Genomic DNA, 17,445 nt, shown 5'->3' on the forward strand with positions numbered 1-17,445 from the left:
CATGCAACGCAATTTACTATTCAGTCTGATGATCTGGTTGTTGGAAGTCATTTTAGTCGCCAGTTTTGTGTCGGATCGTTGGACGCGGGAAATCCAGGCAACCGAAGATCGGTTGCTGATTGCTTATTTCGGAGAAAAAAAGGAAGCGGAGATTCGGCATACGGCTCAGAATTGGTTTGATCAATTGTTTGTCCAAACAGGCATGAGAGAAAGCGTATACCGTTACTTCATTCCGACGGAGCGCGAACGACAAATGTCCAAAGGCTTTGAAGATGTCGGTCGCAATGATTTGTTTCCGTTCATTCAAAGCCGACTCGATGTGCTGTGGGATACCGTGTATCAGATGATCAAGCGCTTCGTCATGGCCTGCGCCTGGTTACCCTTTTTAGCAGTGGCCATACTGCCGTTTGTGGTTGATGGTTTGATTCGTCGCAAGGTCAGCCAGACCAATTTTGATTATCCCAGTCCCATGGCACATCGGTACAGCATCTATGTCATGCTGGGTGCTTTATACCTCTTGTTGATGGGACTGACGGTGCCATTTCCGGTACCACCGCAATCCATGCCGATTGGGATTTTTATCGTAGCCTGGGCAATGAACACGTTATTGGCTAATACTCAGAAGCGGGTTTGATGATTAATTTTGAGTGTAATTTGGTTTGAATGAGCAAGTTCGGGCAATAGCGGTCTGTGAAAAATATAAAAAATCAGTTCTCCGAACGGCTGGTTTATAGCGATCATTTGACATCCGGATTGTGTTCATTTTCTAAACGCTTGAAATTTGCTAAACAGCACTGGCCTGATGGGTTTCTAACTTCACAAGCACATTCCCCTGCTTGAGTACGTTGCATGACGAAAGCTTTGATCGGTTCTGCCCGGTGATCTTTTAACGCCGACAAATACTGCCTGGCGTCAATATCAAAACAGTAACAAAGTGCATTGTTTTGAATGGCTTGATAGCTTCGTAAATGCTGTTTTGGAATGGTGTTGCCCGCACTGGAAAAATACCCAACTGAGCATGTTTTGGCAGGGCAAAAATAATAGCTGTCGGTGATGATTGACTGATTCTCGGGAAACCTGACCTGATGATAAAGGGTAGACATACCGACACTTTTACAAGTGGAGCCGCATTCAGGACAATTCTGTTTGGTTTTGGTGGATGTACTTGGGCAGCAGCAATCAGACATAGACCGTATCCTCGGCTTTATCGGGTAATAGGTGTGACCAGGGAACCCGGATAACCAGCATCCGTCGTGGCTTTGATCAAGGCTGCACTATCGGTTTTCTTGCTATCAAAGGTTACTGTGGCTGTTTTTGAATCGTAATCGACAGTCACTTCTTGTACGCCTACGACTTTCTGTAAGGCTTTTTTAATGGTGACTGTACACAGAGCGCAGGTCATGTTTTCGATGTTCAGCGTCACCGTTTGCTGCCGGTTTGGCTGTTCAACAGTAGTTTCAGCATGTGCTGCCGGTATCCACAGAATGCTTGATAACAAGCTTATAACTAACAAACTGGATTTAATTGTCATATCGAAACCCTCTCAAGCCATGAAAAAAGGCGCTAACCAGGGAAAGGCCAGCAGTATCAAAATGAATGCGGAACCCAACCAAAACATCAGGCGTTGTCGGCGTTGGATGTCGGATATGGCACAGATTTCATCTACCTCACAGCGGTCAGGCGTTAGATAGAGTTTTCGATACCCAAGTCCTATAAAAAACAGAGTTAAGATGATGAAAAATGGACGAACCGGTTCCAGTCCTGTCAACGTGCTTATCCATGCGCCGCCAATACCTAAAGATAAAAGTAAAAAAGGCCCGACACAGCATGCCGAAGCGCCTATCGCGGCCAATATGGCACCGATACCTAGCCAAGACGGGGTGTTAATAGGTATTTCAGGGTCTGTTTTCATACGAATCTCCTAAACTCAACAATTTTCAATGTTGGCAAGAAGTCTAAACCCTGTTGTTTAGCACAGAGTCAAGTGGGCAGTGGGGTCTTACTTAAAATCAGGGTTGGGTTGCTGCATCATCGCTAAACGCATCGAGAATAGCGCAACGCGCGGATGAAGTTGTCTGCTGACAGTCGTTGACCAGCGTTCCCAATACCTGACGGAGGGTCGTTAAATCCTTGATTTGTTGATCGATCTGCTGGTATTTTTGCTCGGCAAATTGTCGAACATCAGCGCAGTGCGCCCCATCAAGGGCTAGTAAGGTGGCAATTTCTTTTAAGGTAAATCCGGCCTGTTGAGCGCGTTTGATGAACCGGATTCGAGTAATCGCATCATCTGAATAACATCGGTAGCCATCCTGGGGTTTCTCGGGTTCCGTCAGTAAACCAATACGTTGATAGTGGCGGATAGTCTCAATGGTGACTTCGGTTTGCCTGGCAAGTTTGCCGATGGTTAAAGGCGACATTTCATAGGGCCAAAAGTTGACGGGTGGTTTTATATTTTGCCCCCAATTTTCCCAATCATCAGCTGTTTGCAAATAACCCTGAAGATTATCTTGAATGACGGCTGGCTCAATCTGACACCAAAAATGGTTGTTCGGGCTCACTAGCATTCTGGGTGGAGCACTAAAAGCCAAGTCGTTACATCATCGTTGTGTTTGCCCGTCTGTTTCCGAAGACAGGCCCTGCAGAATCCTACAATCCTTGGCGGCTCGGGCACTACGGCATTGACCACGCAAGTTTCTCAACTGATTTTCCAGTGATTTGAGTTGCGCGATCCGGTCGACCACATCACAGATATGCTGATCAAGTAAAGCGTCAACTTCGCTGCAGTTTTCTTCTGGCGTGTCTCGGAATCTGAGTAACATCCGAATGTCCTCAAGCGTCATCTCCATCGATCGGCAATGGCGAATGAAATGAAGCTGCTCGAGGTGCTTGCTGGTGTACAGACGGTAGTTGCCGTCAGAGCGAGTCGGTTCCGGCAGCAAACCTTCCCGCTCATAGTAACGAATCGTTACCACCTGACAGCCTGCCATTTTAGCCAGCTCACCAATCTTAAATCTATTGAGCATTTGGATAGTGTCACCTCACCTATATTTAGCACTTGACCCTATAGTAACTATAGGGTCTCAAATTAGCAAGAATCAGGGCGGGTTGCTGCCTTACATGCTTATGCGAGGACGAAAAAATGACCAGTTGTTGTGAAAATAAAAGTTGCGAGTTAACCGCTATGCGCCAAAACCACAGTCGGGTACTGTGGATCGTGCTTGTCATCAATGCGGCCATGTTTTTTGTGGAAAGTGCAGCGGGACTCCAAGCGCACTCAACTTCGTTGCTTGCCGACGCGCTGGATATGCTGGGCGACTCACTGGTATACGGCTTCAGCCTTTTCGTGCTGGCCCGTTCGGAACGGTGGCAGGCGATGGCGGCCGTGTTGAAGGGCTCCTTCATGCTGGCCTTTGGTCTTGGCGTTCTCGGGGAAGCCGGTTACAAAGCATTGAACCCCATCATGCCAAGTACCGAAATGATGGGGATCGTTGGCACTTTAGCGTTGCTTGCCAATCTGGTCTGCTTTTTCCTACTCTACCGACACCGTAGCGATAACCTCAATATGAGATCGACCTGGCTGTGTTCACGCAATGACTTAATCGCCAATGTCGGGGTCCTGTTAGCTGCTGGTACAAGCTACCAGCTCTCTTCGCGTTGGCCAGACATCGTCGTTGGAACTCTAATCGCCGGATTGTTTCTTCATTCTGCGTTCGGCGTTTTACGACAATCAGCCCGAGAGCTGCGCAGCATTGACAAGTCTTAGCACGCGATTTTCCATTTTTTGCTTTCTCTAATAATCCCCCGACAGAGACCAGTTGGGGAGGATTTTTATTGCCAGGCGGCCCAGCAACGGATTTCCCGATTTTTCTTGAGCGCTCAAGCGGTCACATCCTTAAATTTCGTGCTCTTCAGGACTTTGGATAGTCATCTTCAAATGATATGCGAAAATATCGTAAACTCTATTTCACATCAATTCAGCTAATTTTTAGCCTCGAATTTTCTGAAAGCGCGCCACAACATCAGATCGTAGGCAATCTTCAAAACCCCGCACCCCACCAATGGAAGCGCAAAAAAACCAGTTGTAAATAAAGCCCCTCCTAGCGTTGGACTGAGCGAAGACGCCAAGCTCCGAGGTACCAATGTAAAACTAGCCGCCGCCGCTCTCTCTTCAGGGGTCACCGCCAGCATCACAAATGCGCTTCGAGCCGGCACATCCATCTGGGATAATAAGGATCGCAGCAACAACAAACCGAGTGCTGTTTCGATGTCAGGCGCAAATGCGGCCCCGATTAGACTGAGATTTGCAGGGATGTGCGTGAACACCATGGTATTGATCAGTCCAATCCGTTTTGCCAAGTGTGGTGCAACCAACTGGGATAAGGACGTCAGCAAACCGGCCCAAAAGAAAAACGAACCAGCTGCGGCTAATGACAAATCGAAACGCTTGAATAGCCAAAGCGCTAACAGCGAATTGACGACTAATCCGCCAGCGAAGGAATCCAGGGAAAACAAGGTCGCCAGTTTTATCACTACTGACTTGGATGGTCCTAATGGCTGCGCTGGCTTTCGCTGTTCAGTATGTGACTGTGGTAAGCGTCTATACAGTAGCCAAATAGTAAAGCCGATAAGACTATAAAGGACAAACATGAATCGAAAGCCATCAAGTCTGTTGATGTCAATAGTTTGGACAAGATAATCTGGCAGTCCCGCCGATAAAGCACCCAAAGCCGCGAACAATGCACCGATAAGGCTATAACGGGCAAACAGTGCTGTCCGAGCTTGATCGTGGGCCGCCTCTGCCAGTCGAGCATGTTCAAGTGGCAGAAACAAGCTGACGTCACCGGAGCTGGGATTGAGCGTACCAATGAAGGCAATCATCAACAATGGCCAGAATGACGTTTGACTGGCAAAGGCGAACCCAGTCGAGATCATCAATAGCGCAGCAACTAGCAGTAATTCGCGATCATGGACTTTATGCCCCCAAGTTCCCACCGCCAGTGTAGCCATGGCCGATCCTAACAGTGTCGATGTTGCTATCGCCCCCACTTGCCACGTGTCAAAACCCAAGGCCAATAAATATGCGGGCAATAACACCGCAACAAAGCCATCGGAAAAAGCCCGCAATGCCCGTCCAACAATGATGGGCAATATGGTCTTGTCTACGCTGGCGGGTAATAGCAGATGTTTAAGCAAAATTATTCTACGTAATCAGTTGGTCATAGCCAATGAGCTCTTCTCAAACGCCAATAAAGCAATGTGCTACCCAAAAACACGATGCCAATTACTATGGGGTAACTGAATTCCCAATCCAATTCAGGCATGTGCTTAAAATTCATTCCATACCAACTAAAGACCATGGTGGGTATTGCAAGTATTGCCCCCCAACCGGCCAGCTTTTTGACGACATCGTTCTGCCTGACAGTTTCAAAGGTCAAATGAACTTGCATGGCGGCAAGCAACATTTCCCGCATGCTGTGAATGCTTTGATGGATACGTTTGATATGGTCGGCAATATCACGGAAATACACCCGCACATCTTTAGGAATCATGTCATTATGAAAACGCATTAACTCGTTGCAGATGTCGATCACCGGTGTGATAGCGCCTTCTAATAAGAGTAATTCACGTTTTAGTTCGTATAGGCCTTCCATGGTTTGCCGGCTGGGTTTGTATTGAAAAATCGCCGATTCCAAAACATCGAAACGGGTCTGCAAGCCATCGATCACAGGCATGTGGTTATCGACGATGAAGTCCATGATCGAATACAGCGCAAATCCAGGTCCTTTGGCTAATTGCTGCGGCATAGCTTCACAACGCAATCTGACTTTGTTCAGGCTGTGCGAGGCACCATGTCTGACCGTGACTAAAAATCGAGGGCCGAGAAACACATGTGTTTCACCAAATTCCACACTATCGTCGCCAAGTTGAGCGGTATTTAGCACCATAAATACCGAGTTCTGATATTCCTCGATTTTAGGCCGCTGATGAGCGGAACAGGCATCCTCAATCGCCAGATCATGCAATCCGAATTCTTCCTGAATTTTTAACAGCAACTCTTTGTTCGCTTCCCGTAAACCCAACCATACAAACGTGTGTTCGCGTTTCAACACTTCGCTGATGTCTTCTAACGTAACATCACCGATGCTGATGCCATTTTCATAGGCCACGCACTTCATCACCATGCTGTGGTCGATATTATTTGTCACAAAATCCCTCCTAATTTGGAAATAGTTTGACGACTCAAACCTTGATTGTGCAGATTATCCGCGCCCCTAAAACTCCATTTTTTCAAAGCAGGCCGGCATTACTGATACTGCTGATCACTCTCGCCATTATGGCAGTTGCCCTCAATCTGCCATTCTCGCCTATCACCGTCGCTCTGGGTTTCGTCGCGCGACCAACTGAATACAAGGCTCGGATTGACTCTGTCGAGCTATTGCTCGCTGACTCAACTAGTTAAAACTTGGTTTGTAAGACGCTATGGGTATAACTACGAAATACGAATTTCCATTAATGCAAAAGCTTTTTGGAACATCCCGGCCTAAACAATCCACAAAATTTGCATGATCACCGCTATTCAAAGGCCTGTGCTAAACACCTGTCCACTCGTTTTTACCAACATCCGATACTGGTAACCGTGGGACAAAAAGCCGATAAAGAATAGGAACCAACAATAAGGTCATCACGGTTGCGCTAAACAAACCCCAAACAATGACCGTTGCTAATGGCCGTTGAACATCGGAACCCAGGCCGGTCGCTAAGGACGCAGGTACCAAACCAAGAATAGCCACCAGCGAGGCGATCAAAATTGGACGCAAACATCGGACTGAACCCTGCCGAATCGCCTCTTCGAGGGCTATTCCCTGCAGCCTTAAATCAGTGATGGTACGCACGATGAGTACACCGTTCATGATCGATACGCCAAATACGGCAGCGAAACCCACCCCCGATGAAACATTGATATTCATGCCCCGTAGGTACAAAGCGACCGCCCCACCAACAAAGGCAAACGGGATGGCCAACAGCAATATCAAAGCGGCTCGCTGGGATGCGAACATTGCTAACAACAAAAGATAAATCACCGCGATAGTGGCCGGTACCAGTAACTTGAAGTGCTCGCCCGCACGTTTGAGGTTTTCAAACATGCCTAACCAAGTCGCTCGGTAGCCTGGCGGCACCTGGATTTCTTGATCAAATAAGCGCTGAGCCTCGGCGACGAATCCACCTTGATCGCGACCCACAATATCGCTTCGTACGGTCAGTCGGCGACGACCATCGGCTCTGGCGATCATGGTTTGTCCATCAACGATGTTAATGCGAGCGACCTGAGCTAATGGAATCGGTACACCATCGGAATTGTAGACCGGCAAGCGACCCAAGGCTTGCGGCGAGTCCAGATGTTCAGGGGCAAAACGCGTGGCAATGTCAAAACGGCGTTCGCCTTCGTAAAGCGTACCAATTGGCGCACCGCCAATAGCGGTATCGATCAGCAAAGTGACATCTTCAATACTGACGTTATAACGGGCGCATAACGCTCGGTCGGGCTCGATCACTAACTGAGGCTGCGGCCCCTCTTGTTCTATGTTGACATCCATAGCGCCGGGTACCTTTTTGAGCAGGGTTTCAGCGCGACGGGCCAGACCTAGTAGCACATCGGAGTCCATCCCAGAAAATTCGATGGCCATATTGGCCGAGGTGCCATTGGCATCTTCGGTCACGCTATCAATAATCGGTTGGGTGAAGTTAAAACGGGTGGTCGGAAACTCGCTACGAAAACGTGTACCCAATGCGGCGACCAATTCCTGCTTGCGTGTAAATTGTGTCCATTGATCGCGGGATTTGGGGCCAACCATCATCTCAATCCGGCTAGGCGGATAAGGATCGGTACCGCTATCGTTACGTCCGGTTTGCACGGCGACGAATTCAATATCCGGGAATTCCAACGCGACTTGCCGGAGACGCTGACCAAACTGCGAGGTTTGCTGTAATGACGTGCCTTCCGGGAAATTGGCTCGCACCCAAACCACGCCTTCGTCCATGTAAGGCAAAAACTCGCTGCCCATGCGTGGTACGACTACTGCGAGTACAGCGAACAATGCCACCGTAGAACTAATGACCATGGGCCAGCGGTGATGCATCGCCCATGACAAAACCCTCGCATAGTGTTCCGATAACCAGATCAATACCGGGTTTTCCCATTCGCGATAGCCATTACGAAACAGCATGGTAGCCAAAACAGGCACAACCAACAAGGCAAACAGCGCGGCACCGAGCAGCGCGAACACGATGGTCATTGCCATGGGTCGAAACAGCAAACCTTCGATATGGGTCAAGGTTAACAGCGGTAAGAACGCACCAACGACCATCAAAATCGAGAAAAATACCGGACGTTCGACTTCCAATGCCGCAGCCAACACCGTTTGGCCAACACTACGGCGTTCGTCGGAAACCGCGTGTTCTCGCTCGTCCAAACGCCGAGCGATGTTTTCCGACATGATCACCGCACCATCAACAATAATCCCAAAGTCGATAGCACCAATCGATAACAAGCCTATTGGAATACCGGCACCGTACATCAGCACCAAAGCGAACAGCAATGAAAATGGAATGGTCAATGCGACCAGCATCGCCAAAGACGGACGCCCCAAGAAGGCCAGCAATACCAGTACCACCAAGCCTATGCCAAGTGTCACACTATGGCTAACGGTATGCAAGGTGCTATTGATCAGGTTGCTACGATCATAATAGGGTTCAACCCGTACACCTTCGGGCAAGCCTTCGTTATTGAGTTCGTCGACGGCGGCTTGGACGCGGCCCAAGACTTCGGACGGATTTTCGCCCTTGCGTAGCAGCACGATACCTTCGACCGCTTCATCGGTGGTGTTTTTACTGAAAATACCCGCTGGCACTTTGGAGTCCAGGCGCACATCGGCGACATCGCGAACATAGATAGGCGTTCCGCCAATTGACTTGATAAAGATTGAACCGATTTCCTGTTCACTTTGCAGCGCTCCACGGCCACGAATCACAAAGGACATGCTGCCGCGAGACAGCACGCTGCCGCCAGCACTAGCGTTATTGGTCTGAATGGCTTCCACCACATCATTGACCGACAGGCCGTAACGTAACAGTTGCGCAGGATTCAACAACACGCCGTGCTGTTTTTCGTAGCCACCGAAATTCGATACCTCGGCCACGCCCGCCGCTCTTAGAAAACGGGGAATTACCACCCAATCGTTGAGGGTGCGCAATTCCATCAAGTCATAACGGCCATCGGAAACCAGTTCATAGCGCAGCATCTCGCCATAGGCGGTGGCCAATGGTCCAAGTTCCGCTTCAGCACCATCCGGCAAGGCTAAACTAGACAGTTTTTCCTGAACCCGTTGTCTAGCCCAATAGCTCTCGGTGCCTTCCTCAAAGATCATTTGTACCACCGACAAGCCGAAGATGGTGCGGGAACGTATGGTCTCGACCTTGGGCACATTGCGCATGGCGATTTCGACCGGAATCGTCACTTGCCGTTCCACCTCTTCCGGCGCACGCCCAGGATAGGTAGTAATCACCTGCACCATCTGCGATGAAATGTCGGGATAAGCGTCAATCTTCATCTGGCTGAACGACCACAGCCCAAGTGTGACCAATGCCATCGCGCTAATCAGCACGATCCAGCGGTAGTGCAATGCGGTACGAATCAACGCGGCAATCATGGCTGACTGGCTCCGCTGGTTGCTGGACTTTGTTGTATTTTCAACAATGCCTGTACGACTAAAGGTTTCAACAGAATGGCACCATTGCCAATCATGCGTTCGCCGCCCGTCAAACCATCCAGAATTTCAACCCGGTCTCCAGCCCGCTCACCCACCTGAACTTCGGTGACTTTCCAGATGCCCGTTTGGGCTTCGGTCAACACATAATCGCCATCCGTGATATGCAGAATGCCATCTGCGGGTGCCAATATTGCTGTCCTAGGATCAGTGCCCAGGCCAATTTCAGCGTACATACCCGGCTTCAACTTGTTATCCGGGTCGTTCAACTCAAAGTACACCCTCAATGTGCGTCGTTCGGGCGACAGTGCGGGCGATAAGCTGCGTACCGTGCCTTTGAATACTTGGTTGTTTAAACCATAAAAGCGGGCTTCACAGCCTTGCCCGACAGCAACCAAGCCAATACGGACTTCGGGTACATCGGCCATGACCAGCGAAGCGCCGGTCGGGACTTTTTGCAACAACGCTGGATCAATCCCAGCTTGTAATAAATGCCGTTCGAAATCGGCATGGCTATGCGTGGCTTGGGTCAACGCGCTTTCGGCCTCGAAGACTGCTTTTTGTCCTTCTAACTGGGTTTGCAACAGGCTGGCTTCGGCGGCGCTTAAATCACGCGCAGCCTCGGTGCCGGTTGCCACCAATTTGCGCAAGCGATCCACGACCTTGGTTTGCGAAGTAAGTTGGGCTGCGGTCAATTCCCGCGTCTTGGTCAACTGCTTGGCCGCAAATTCCATTTCTGTCCCGGCTTTTTGCCAATCCGCATAGATGGCCGATAACTCGACGCTACTGAACTGCCAACGATCTTCAACCAGCCCGACACCTGAACGAAGACGTGCCATGACCGCCCCTGTCACCGACAACAAAGGCGAGCTGATGCGCTCCTGTTTCACCGTCGTCAGTTCCAGCTTTTTCTCCAGCGGGATACCCGGTTGCACAGCAATCAAACCTGGTCCGGCCAGTGACACCGCATCGACTTTTGGACTGGGTTTATCGGGCAGGTCTTGCCCTTGCCATCGCCACACGGCTACTGCGCCGATACCGACAGCCAATAGCCAAATGGCGGGTTTTAATTTTAAAAAAGTCAGTTTTTGATTTGAAAATGGGGTTGTCATTTTAGAACCTGTTTACCCAGAGCGGCGTTGAGTGCATAAAGTGAATGCCAGTAGTTGGAACGACCGGCGATATGAAGCCGATAGGTTTCACGATAGGTACGCTGTGCATCCAGGACTTCCATTAACGTCTTGCCACCCAATTCATAGGCGGTGCGAATTTTGTCGCGGACATTACGCGCCGCTTCGAGCTGACCCGGATCGTCACTGATGAGTACCTGGTAAGCGCTTTCATAGGCTTTAATCGCTTGGTCGATTTCAGCGCGAAGGTTAACGAGTTGGGCACTCAAATTGAGTTCTGATTGAACTTTGGCCGACCTTGCCTTGGCAATGTTGCCCTGATTGCGGTCAAACAACGGCACCGTCACGTCCACCCCAATACCCCAGGAGTTGGCATCGGGATAACCGATAGCCTTTTCCTGAAATTGGCGGGTATAACCGACTTTAGGCGTAATGGCCGGATAAGCGCTGACTTCCGCCAGCTCGATGTTGGCTTCGGCTTGGGTTATCTGGTGTTTCAGCGCCTGGATGTCTGGGCGATTGTCTTCGGCAATGGCAAAGATGGCTAAAGAATCGAGCGGAGTTATAGGTGACGGCACATCCAGGCTGCCGTCAATTTTTAAAGGAACCGCCTGTGTATAGCCCAAAAAGCTACGCAATCGGCTGAATGCACCTTCCAGCGCAACTTCACGCGCACGCACTTCACGACGACTGCTGAATATGGACAAACGCACACGATCCAGTTCAACGGTGCCGACACCCCCCAATTCAACGCGATTGGCGGTTATTTTCTCTACTTCGGATAAATTGCTGAAATCTTCGCGCGCCAATGCCAGCGCGGATTGGGCTTCCAATACGTCATAAAACGCGGCAATCGTACCGGCAATCCGCTGGCGAACCAGCTCGGAAAAATCAGCCGCTGCGACATCGACGCCTTTCTCGGCGGCCATCACCGCCGCTGCGCGTTTACCAAACAAAAACCAATCCACCGGAAACGACATGCCGATGTCGAACTGTGGCGGACCGCCTTGACGGTCCACGGTGAAGGGCCTATTCAATGGCATCAACGAGCCACTGGTCGACAGACTTGGATTGGGCGGCAAATCTGCTGTGACGACATCCGCTTCGGCTTGACGCACGGCTTCAACGCCTGCGCGAATCTGTGGGTCGGCTTCCAGCGCTAATTGGATGGCAGCATTCAGCGACAGTTCGTGTGCCTCGTCGGGTGTACTTTCGACCGGACTATTTTTTGACGCACGGCTGGCGACAGACTCACTGGTCGATTGGTCAGCGTCGTTTACGAATAACGGTAATGGAACCGCTTTAGTATCCTCGGCGATACATTCGAGTCCGCTCATCGTCAGTGCTGCAAAAAGCATCGTTCGCAAGGCAAAATGCTTTTGTGCCCGTTTTGAAGGCTGTCGAGAGCAGAAGTCGTTATGCCACGCCAACGTCGTAGTGTTTTTAGTTGTTTTCATATCTACTGTAAAAACCAAATAATGATCCATTACTGCCAACCATAGCGCCTAGCAAAAATGCCTTTCATGGATTGCGTCAGGATGGCGTAGCCCAGCAAGATCGCCAGAAGCCAAGGGAAATAATCCAAGGGCAAGGCTTGCAGTTTGACGTAATGTGCCAGGGACGACATGGGTAAAAGGACGCCCAAAACCATCACCAATGCTGTCATAGTTAACAACGGCCAACCTGGAAAACTCTGGATGAAAGGGATTTTCCGGGTGCGTATCATGTGGACGATCAGCGTCTGAGAAAGCAATCCTTCGATAAACCATCCCGATTGGAACAGAGCTTGCTGATCCAGGGTGTTATAGCCAAACACGAACCACAACAGACAATAGGTGCTGATATCGAATACCGAACTGATCGGCCCAAAGAAAATCATGAAATGGCTCAGTAGTTCAGGTTTCCAGCGCTGAGGTTTCTCCAGCAGTTCCTTGTCGGCATGGTCGAACGGAATGCCCACTTGCGAGATGTCATAGAACAGATTTTGTACCAAGAGATGCAAGGGCAGCATCGGTAGAAAAGGCAGAAAGGCGCTGGCCACCAGCACCGAAAAGACGTTGCCGAAATTGGAGCTAGCGGTCATTTTGATGTATTTCAGCATGTTGACGAAGGTTCTGCGTCCCTCTATCACGCCTTCTTCCAATACCAACAAGCTCTTTTCCAGCAAAATAATATCGGCGGCTTCCTTGGCGATATCGACAGCGGAATCCACGGAAATGCCAATATCGGCAGCGCGTAACGCCGGTGCGTCGTTGATGCCATCTCCCAGAAATCCGACCACATGGCCTTGATTTCGTAATATCCGCACGATACGTTCTTTATGGGCAGGGGTCAGGCGAGCGAAAATGGTGTTCGCCTCGACGACGCTGCCCAAGGTAGCATCATCCATGTCTTCGGTTTGTGGGCCTAGCACGGGCGTATTGATTGGCAAGCCAACTACTTTGCATACCTTGGCGGTCACCAATTCGTTGTCGCCAGTGAGAATTTTGACATCGATACCGTGGTCTTTGAGCGCTTGCAAGGCGGGTGCGGCGGTTTCCTTGGGGGGATCGAGGAAGGCAATGTAGCCAACCAATGTCAGCCCCGCTTCATCGGCGATGTTATAAATTTCGCGTAGTGGCTCGAATTCGCGAATGGCGACGGCAATGACCCGCATGCCATCGTCATTCAAATCGCTGGTGATGGCTCTTATAATGGCTAAACGGTCTTCGTCCAGCGCTTCGAACTGATCGCCATGCTTAATGTGGGAGCACACGGCCAGGATTTCCTCTACGGCGCCCTTGCAGATCAGCAAATGACGGTCCTGCTGTTCACTGACGACGACAGACATGCGGCGGCGATGAAAGTCGAATGGAATTTCATCGATCTTGCAAAAGTTTTTAGTGACTTCGAGTTCCCGATGAATCTCGCCATGCTCCAGTACCGCAACGTCCAACAGGTTTTTGAGGCCGGTTTGGTAATAGCTGTTCAGATAGGCATATTCCAGCACTTCATCCGATTCTTCGCCAAACAGGTCTGAATGTTGTTCCAGAAACACTCGGTCTTGGGTCAGGGTGCCGGTTTTATCGGTGCAGAGGATATTCATGGCTCCAAAGTTATGGATGGCATCCAGACTCTTCACCACCACTTTTTTATGCGACATGATCACAGCGCCTTTAGCCAAGGTAGCCGTAACGATCATGGGTAACATTTCCGGCGTTAAGCCGACCGCGACCGACAGTGTAAACAAGGCGGCTTCCAGCCAATCGCCCTTGGTAAAGCCGTTGATCAGCAACACAATGGGCGTCATCACTAACATGAAGCGGATCAATACCCAACTTACCTGATTGACACCGGTTTGGAAGGCGGTGGGAGCCCGATCCGTGCTGACCATGCGTTGAGCCAATGTGCCAAAATAGGTGCGCACTCCGGTCTCGACCACCACCGCATGCGCCGTGCCGCTGACGACATTGGTACCCATGAACAGAATGTTGTCGAGTTCAATGGCGGTATGGGCATTGGGGTTGCTGGGCTGCACGAATTTTTCCACCGGCATCGATTCGCCGGTGATGGCCGCTTGATTGATAAACAAGTCTTTGGCGGCCAGCAGACGCAGATCGGCGGGTATCATGTCACCCGCCGACAATACCACCACATCGCCAGGCACTAATTCGCGTATTGGAACTTCGATTGTCCGTGCTGGCTTGGGGTGCAAGGTGACACCGTAGAAGCGTTCCGTATCGACGGCAATACTCTCGGCGATATCTCGCCGCAGGACGGACGCGGTATTGCTGACCATAGTCTTGAGTTGCTCGGCGGCGCGATTCGAGCGGTTTTCCTGAACAAACCGCAGTACCGTTGACAACACGATCATCAAGGAAATGACGATGGCGGCTTTCATGTCCTCGGTAAAATAGGAAATCGCTGCCAAGACTGTTAGTAGTAGGCTGAAGGGATTGCTATAGCAATGCCAAAGATGTAACCACCAGGGGCGGGGTTTTTCGTGATCGACCTCATTGAAGCCCACTCGTTCACGTATTGCGGTCGCTGTCACCGAATCCAGTCCATGGGCGTGGCTATTTAATTCAATAAGCAATGCATCAGGCGTTTTGAGTGCTGCACTGGTTAACGACTGCGACAATGCAGCCGGTACCCCGCCTTTAGCCAATGGTGCGCCGTGAAACATTTCCAGTATCGCCAGACGCCGGAAATGCCGGGTAAAGTGTTTTTTGACCAGATGGCCGCTTAACATGGCTTTGAGCATTTCGAATTTCATGGTCTTCTCGCGGCAGCGTTAAAAATTAGACGATATAAATTGTCCTAGTAGGCGATGGTTATGATAGCGATTCAGGATCGGGCCATTCCTGAATTCCTCTTCAGGAACGGCATCGGCAATGCGGTGCAAGGTAAACTGGTAATTGATTTTTGAATTAAAGGCCAGCCAGTCAATCCGACTAAAACGACAGTTATCATGAGAATTTTATTGGTAGAAGACGATAGAAAAGCGTCTAGCCTGTTATTGCGAGGCTTGGTTGAAGAGGGTTTTGCCGTCGATGCCGCTTATTCGGCTGAAGAAGCAGCGAAATGCCTGAATGCGCAGGACTATCGATTGATCATTTTGGATTGGTTTTTGCCGGGCAAGCAAGGCGTCGCCTGGTGTGGAGAGCTTCGAGAAAATGGCGTTCGCGTGCCGATTTTGATGCTTACCGCTCGAGATGCATTGCAAGATCGCGTCGAAGGGCTCAACGCCGGTGCTGATGATTACCTGACCAAACCGTTTGCGTTCGCAGAACTGTTGGCTAGAACCCGCGCATTGCTGCGACGTTCAGAACTGATCCAACATCTCTCCCTCAAGGTAGATGACCTAACCTTAGATACACAAACGCATCGGGTGACGCGGGGAAAGCTAACCATTAACTTGACCCAAAAGGAATATGCCATTTTGGAGATATTGATGCGCCGCACGGGGGAAGTGGTGACCCGCCACGAGCTTGCAGAACAGCTATGGAAAAACGACCATATTGGCCTTGATAACCTGATCGATGCCCATGTCAGTAATCTGCGCAGGAAAATTGATTATCCAGGCATTCCACAACTCATTCACACCATACGCGGTCGGGGTTTCCGATTGGCAATCAGTGATGCCTACGATGCTTAAATTTCGAACACGACTTATTTTAAGTCACCTGACCGTTATCGTTGTTATCCTAACTTGCAGCGGTTTTGCCGCGTACTGGATGCTTTCCAGAGCGGTTCATCATCAGCTCGATGCCGCCTTGCTGGCTGTCGCCGAAACGGAAGCGGCGATGTTGAAATCCAACCAACAGCAACCCATCAAACTAAACGAAACAATGGCGGGGACCGATCAGCTGTCTTTTGCTCGTATCGACCGGCTGGTGCAGGTCATTAATTCCCATGGCGAAGTGCTGGCTCGTAGTGCCAACTTAGGTTCCTCACAATTACCTGCATCGTCAGCCATTTTGGCACGGCTTGCGGCTGGAGAAACCGTCTTCGAAACGCTCTCCACGTTTGGCGATGAACCCGTGCGTATGGTTTCAATGCCTATTAATCAACTGGATGCACCCATCATCATTCAGGTTGCAGGATCACTGGATGATGTGCGCAATGTACTGAATGCTGCCAGCCTGCTTTTCGTTGTTATGACGCTAGTTTTACTTGCCTCTGTTGGTGGCGTTGGGGCCTCGTTAACCCGTAAGGTATTTCAAGCCATAGACAATATTGTTCATCAAGCACACCGCATTAATGAAGCCAATTTGAGCGAACGCTTGCCACACCCCGGCACTCGCGACGAGATTGGCAAGCTGGTCGATACCTTGAATGAAATGCTTGACCGCATCGAGCGTAGTTTTGAAGTTCAACGTCGGTTCACCGCCGATGCATCTCATGAACTGCGTTCGCCGTTATCGCGATTACGAACGGAACTTGAAATCAGCTTACGCCGTCCCCGCGATACCACGGAATATCAGGAGACATTGCAATCCTGTCTGGACGAAGTTGCGCGATTGACCACGATTGTCGAGGAACTGCTTGTCCTAGCCCGCTTGGATGCTGGCCTGGAACGCAGTTCAGTAGAGGCGGTTCCGTTGAATTCGATCATCCAAACAGTGGTGGAACGTATCCAGCCGATGGCCGATAAACGGGATATTCTAATTATCGTTGAATCCCTGAAACCAATCATCGCAAAAATTGCCCGTGGTTCTTTAGACCTGATTCTGACCAATCTATTGGATAACGCTATAAAGTTTTCTCCGCCTGGCGGTCGCGTGACGATTCGATTGGATGTAGAAGAAACCGAAGCGGCGCTTAGCGTATCCGACACAGGGCCAGGGATTAAGCTCGATGAACAACAGCAACTATTTGAACGTTTTTACCGTGGATCGATTGCCAGAACAACTGATGTTGCAGGCGTCGGTCTCGGCTTAGCGCTTTCACAGGCTATTGCGCGTAGCCATGGTGGACATATTGATGTATCCAATATTGACGGTGGCGGAGCCATTTTTATCTTCAAATTTCCTTTGGCCCCATTCAGAGAACAACACTGCATCTAGCTG

Annotated in this window: 14 protein-coding genes; 4 read left to right on the forward strand and 10 right to left on the reverse strand. The window is 50.1% G+C overall.

Features of this window, described 5'->3' with window-relative positions; all coding sequences use genetic code 11:
* Position 1 precedes the first annotated feature (1 nt).
* On the forward strand, positions 2 to 634 hold the full coding sequence (locus ACWAU0_RS00940) for an IncC plasmid conjugative DNA transfer DtrJ family protein (protein WP_278211068.1): 633 nt from the start codon (positions 2 to 4) through the stop codon (positions 632 to 634).
* 103 nt (positions 635 to 737) lie between these two features.
* Here the strand turns inward: ACWAU0_RS00940 and ACWAU0_RS00945 are convergent, their stop codons facing one another.
* From ACWAU0_RS00945 to cadR, 4 genes are all read right to left on the reverse strand, one after another.
* Positions 738 to 1,187 (reverse strand): putative iron-sulfur cluster-binding metallochaperone, encoded by a 450-nt coding sequence (locus ACWAU0_RS00945; RefSeq protein ID WP_278211067.1) that lies wholly within the window; start codon positions 1,185 to 1,187, stop codon positions 738 to 740.
* A gap of 17 nt (positions 1,188 to 1,204) precedes the next feature.
* Positions 1,205 to 1,912 (reverse strand): MerT/CopZ fusion-like heavy metal transport selenoprotein, encoded by a 708-nt coding sequence (locus ACWAU0_RS00950; protein ID WP_331725264.1) that lies wholly within the window; start codon positions 1,910 to 1,912, stop codon positions 1,205 to 1,207.
* Between the two features lie 97 nt (positions 1,913 to 2,009).
* A complete protein-coding gene (locus tag ACWAU0_RS00955; RefSeq protein WP_523070750.1) occupies positions 2,010 to 2,417 on the reverse strand; it encodes a MerR family DNA-binding protein in 408 nt (135 codons plus the stop codon).
* A gap of 180 nt (positions 2,418 to 2,597) precedes the next feature.
* Positions 2,598 to 3,023 (reverse strand): Cd(II)/Pb(II)-responsive transcriptional regulator, encoded by a 426-nt coding sequence (cadR, locus tag ACWAU0_RS00960; RefSeq protein WP_278211063.1) that lies wholly within the window; start codon positions 3,021 to 3,023, stop codon positions 2,598 to 2,600.
* Positions 3,024 to 3,181: 158 nt separating this feature from the next.
* Here cadR and ACWAU0_RS00965 point away from each other — a divergent pair, with 158 nt between their 5' ends.
* The gene (locus ACWAU0_RS00965; protein WP_278211062.1) at positions 3,182 to 3,763 is read left to right on the forward strand and encodes a cation diffusion facilitator family transporter; all 582 of its coding nucleotides are present in this window, start codon (positions 3,182 to 3,184) and stop codon (positions 3,761 to 3,763) included.
* 215 nt (positions 3,764 to 3,978) lie between these two features.
* Here the strand turns inward: ACWAU0_RS00965 and ACWAU0_RS00970 are convergent, their stop codons facing one another.
* The 6 genes from ACWAU0_RS00970 to mgtA all read right to left on the reverse strand — a co-directional run bounded on the left by ACWAU0_RS00970 (position 3,979) and on the right by mgtA (position 15,149).
* Positions 3,979 to 5,193: an MFS transporter gene (locus ACWAU0_RS00970; RefSeq protein WP_278211061.1), complete on the reverse strand. Its 1,215-nt coding sequence runs from the start codon at positions 5,191 to 5,193 to the stop codon at positions 3,979 to 3,981.
* A gap of 23 nt (positions 5,194 to 5,216) precedes the next feature.
* Positions 5,217 to 6,182 (reverse strand): magnesium and cobalt transport protein CorA, encoded by a 966-nt coding sequence (locus tag ACWAU0_RS00975; RefSeq protein WP_458139186.1) that lies wholly within the window; start codon positions 6,180 to 6,182, stop codon positions 5,217 to 5,219.
* A gap of 408 nt (positions 6,183 to 6,590) precedes the next feature.
* A complete protein-coding gene (locus ACWAU0_RS00980) occupies positions 6,591 to 9,707 on the reverse strand; it encodes an efflux RND transporter permease subunit (RefSeq protein ID WP_278211059.1) in 3,117 nt (1,038 codons plus the stop codon).
* Positions 9,704 to 10,876 (reverse strand): efflux RND transporter periplasmic adaptor subunit, encoded by a 1,173-nt coding sequence (locus tag ACWAU0_RS00985; protein ID WP_278211057.1) that lies wholly within the window; start codon positions 10,874 to 10,876, stop codon positions 9,704 to 9,706. Before ACWAU0_RS00985 ends, ACWAU0_RS00980 begins: the two co-directional genes overlap by 4 nt.
* Entirely contained in the window at positions 10,873 to 12,231 is a 1,359-nt protein-coding gene (locus tag ACWAU0_RS00990; RefSeq protein WP_458138067.1) for a TolC family protein, read from the reverse strand. The genes ACWAU0_RS00985 and ACWAU0_RS00990 overlap by 4 nt, the downstream gene beginning before the upstream one ends.
* A 149-nt stretch (positions 12,232 to 12,380) precedes the next feature.
* The gene (gene mgtA, locus ACWAU0_RS00995; protein WP_278211055.1) at positions 12,381 to 15,149 is read right to left on the reverse strand and encodes a magnesium-translocating P-type ATPase; all 2,769 of its coding nucleotides are present in this window, start codon (positions 15,147 to 15,149) and stop codon (positions 12,381 to 12,383) included.
* Between the two features lie 195 nt (positions 15,150 to 15,344).
* Between mgtA and ACWAU0_RS01000 the strand changes: the two genes are divergently transcribed.
* Together ACWAU0_RS01000 and ACWAU0_RS01005 are read left to right on the forward strand one after the other, a co-directional pair.
* The gene (locus ACWAU0_RS01000) at positions 15,345 to 16,031 is read left to right on the forward strand and encodes a response regulator transcription factor (RefSeq protein ID WP_278211054.1); all 687 of its coding nucleotides are present in this window, start codon (positions 15,345 to 15,347) and stop codon (positions 16,029 to 16,031) included.
* Positions 16,024 to 17,442 (forward strand): ATP-binding protein, encoded by a 1,419-nt coding sequence (locus tag ACWAU0_RS01005; protein WP_458138068.1) that lies wholly within the window; start codon positions 16,024 to 16,026, stop codon positions 17,440 to 17,442. The genes ACWAU0_RS01000 and ACWAU0_RS01005 overlap by 8 nt, the downstream gene beginning before the upstream one ends.
* Positions 17,443 to 17,445: the final 3 nt, after the last annotated feature.

This window comes from Methylomonas sp. Uni0009 (assembly GCF_054188105.3).

What these genes read in the sequence shown, in the direction of transcription:
- mgtA (WP_278211055.1), bottom strand. Translation starts at nt 15,149, where the DNA reads ATGAAATTCGAAATGCTCAAAGCCATGTTAAGCGGCCATCTGGTCAAA.
- ACWAU0_RS00940 (WP_278211068.1), top strand. Translation starts at nt 2, where the DNA reads ATGCAACGCAATTTACTATTCAGTCTGATGATCTGGTTGTTGGAAGTC.
- ACWAU0_RS01005 (WP_458138068.1), top strand. Translation starts at nt 16,024, where the DNA reads ATGCTTAAATTTCGAACACGACTTATTTTAAGTCACCTGACCGTTATC.
- ACWAU0_RS00980 (WP_278211059.1), bottom strand. Translation starts at nt 9,707, where the DNA reads ATGATTGCCGCGTTGATTCGTACCGCATTGCACTACCGCTGGATCGTG.
- ACWAU0_RS00945 (WP_278211067.1), bottom strand. Translation starts at nt 1,187, where the DNA reads ATGTCTGATTGCTGCTGCCCAAGTACATCCACCAAAACCAAACAGAAT.
- ACWAU0_RS00975 (WP_458139186.1), bottom strand. Translation starts at nt 6,182, where the DNA reads ATGGTGATGAAGTGCGTGGCCTATGAAAATGGCATCAGCATCGGTGAT.
- cadR (WP_278211063.1), bottom strand. Translation starts at nt 3,023, where the DNA reads ATGCTCAATAGATTTAAGATTGGTGAGCTGGCTAAAATGGCAGGCTGT.
- ACWAU0_RS00965 (WP_278211062.1), top strand. Translation starts at nt 3,182, where the DNA reads ATGCGCCAAAACCACAGTCGGGTACTGTGGATCGTGCTTGTCATCAAT.
- ACWAU0_RS00985 (WP_278211057.1), bottom strand. Translation starts at nt 10,876, where the DNA reads ATGACAACCCCATTTTCAAATCAAAAACTGACTTTTTTAAAATTAAAA.
- ACWAU0_RS00990 (WP_458138067.1), bottom strand. Translation starts at nt 12,231, where the DNA reads ATGAGCGGACTCGAATGTATCGCCGAGGATACTAAAGCGGTTCCATTA.
- ACWAU0_RS00955 (WP_523070750.1), bottom strand. Translation starts at nt 2,417, where the DNA reads ATGTCGCCTTTAACCATCGGCAAACTTGCCAGGCAAACCGAAGTCACC.
- ACWAU0_RS01000 (WP_278211054.1), top strand. Translation starts at nt 15,345, where the DNA reads ATGAGAATTTTATTGGTAGAAGACGATAGAAAAGCGTCTAGCCTGTTA.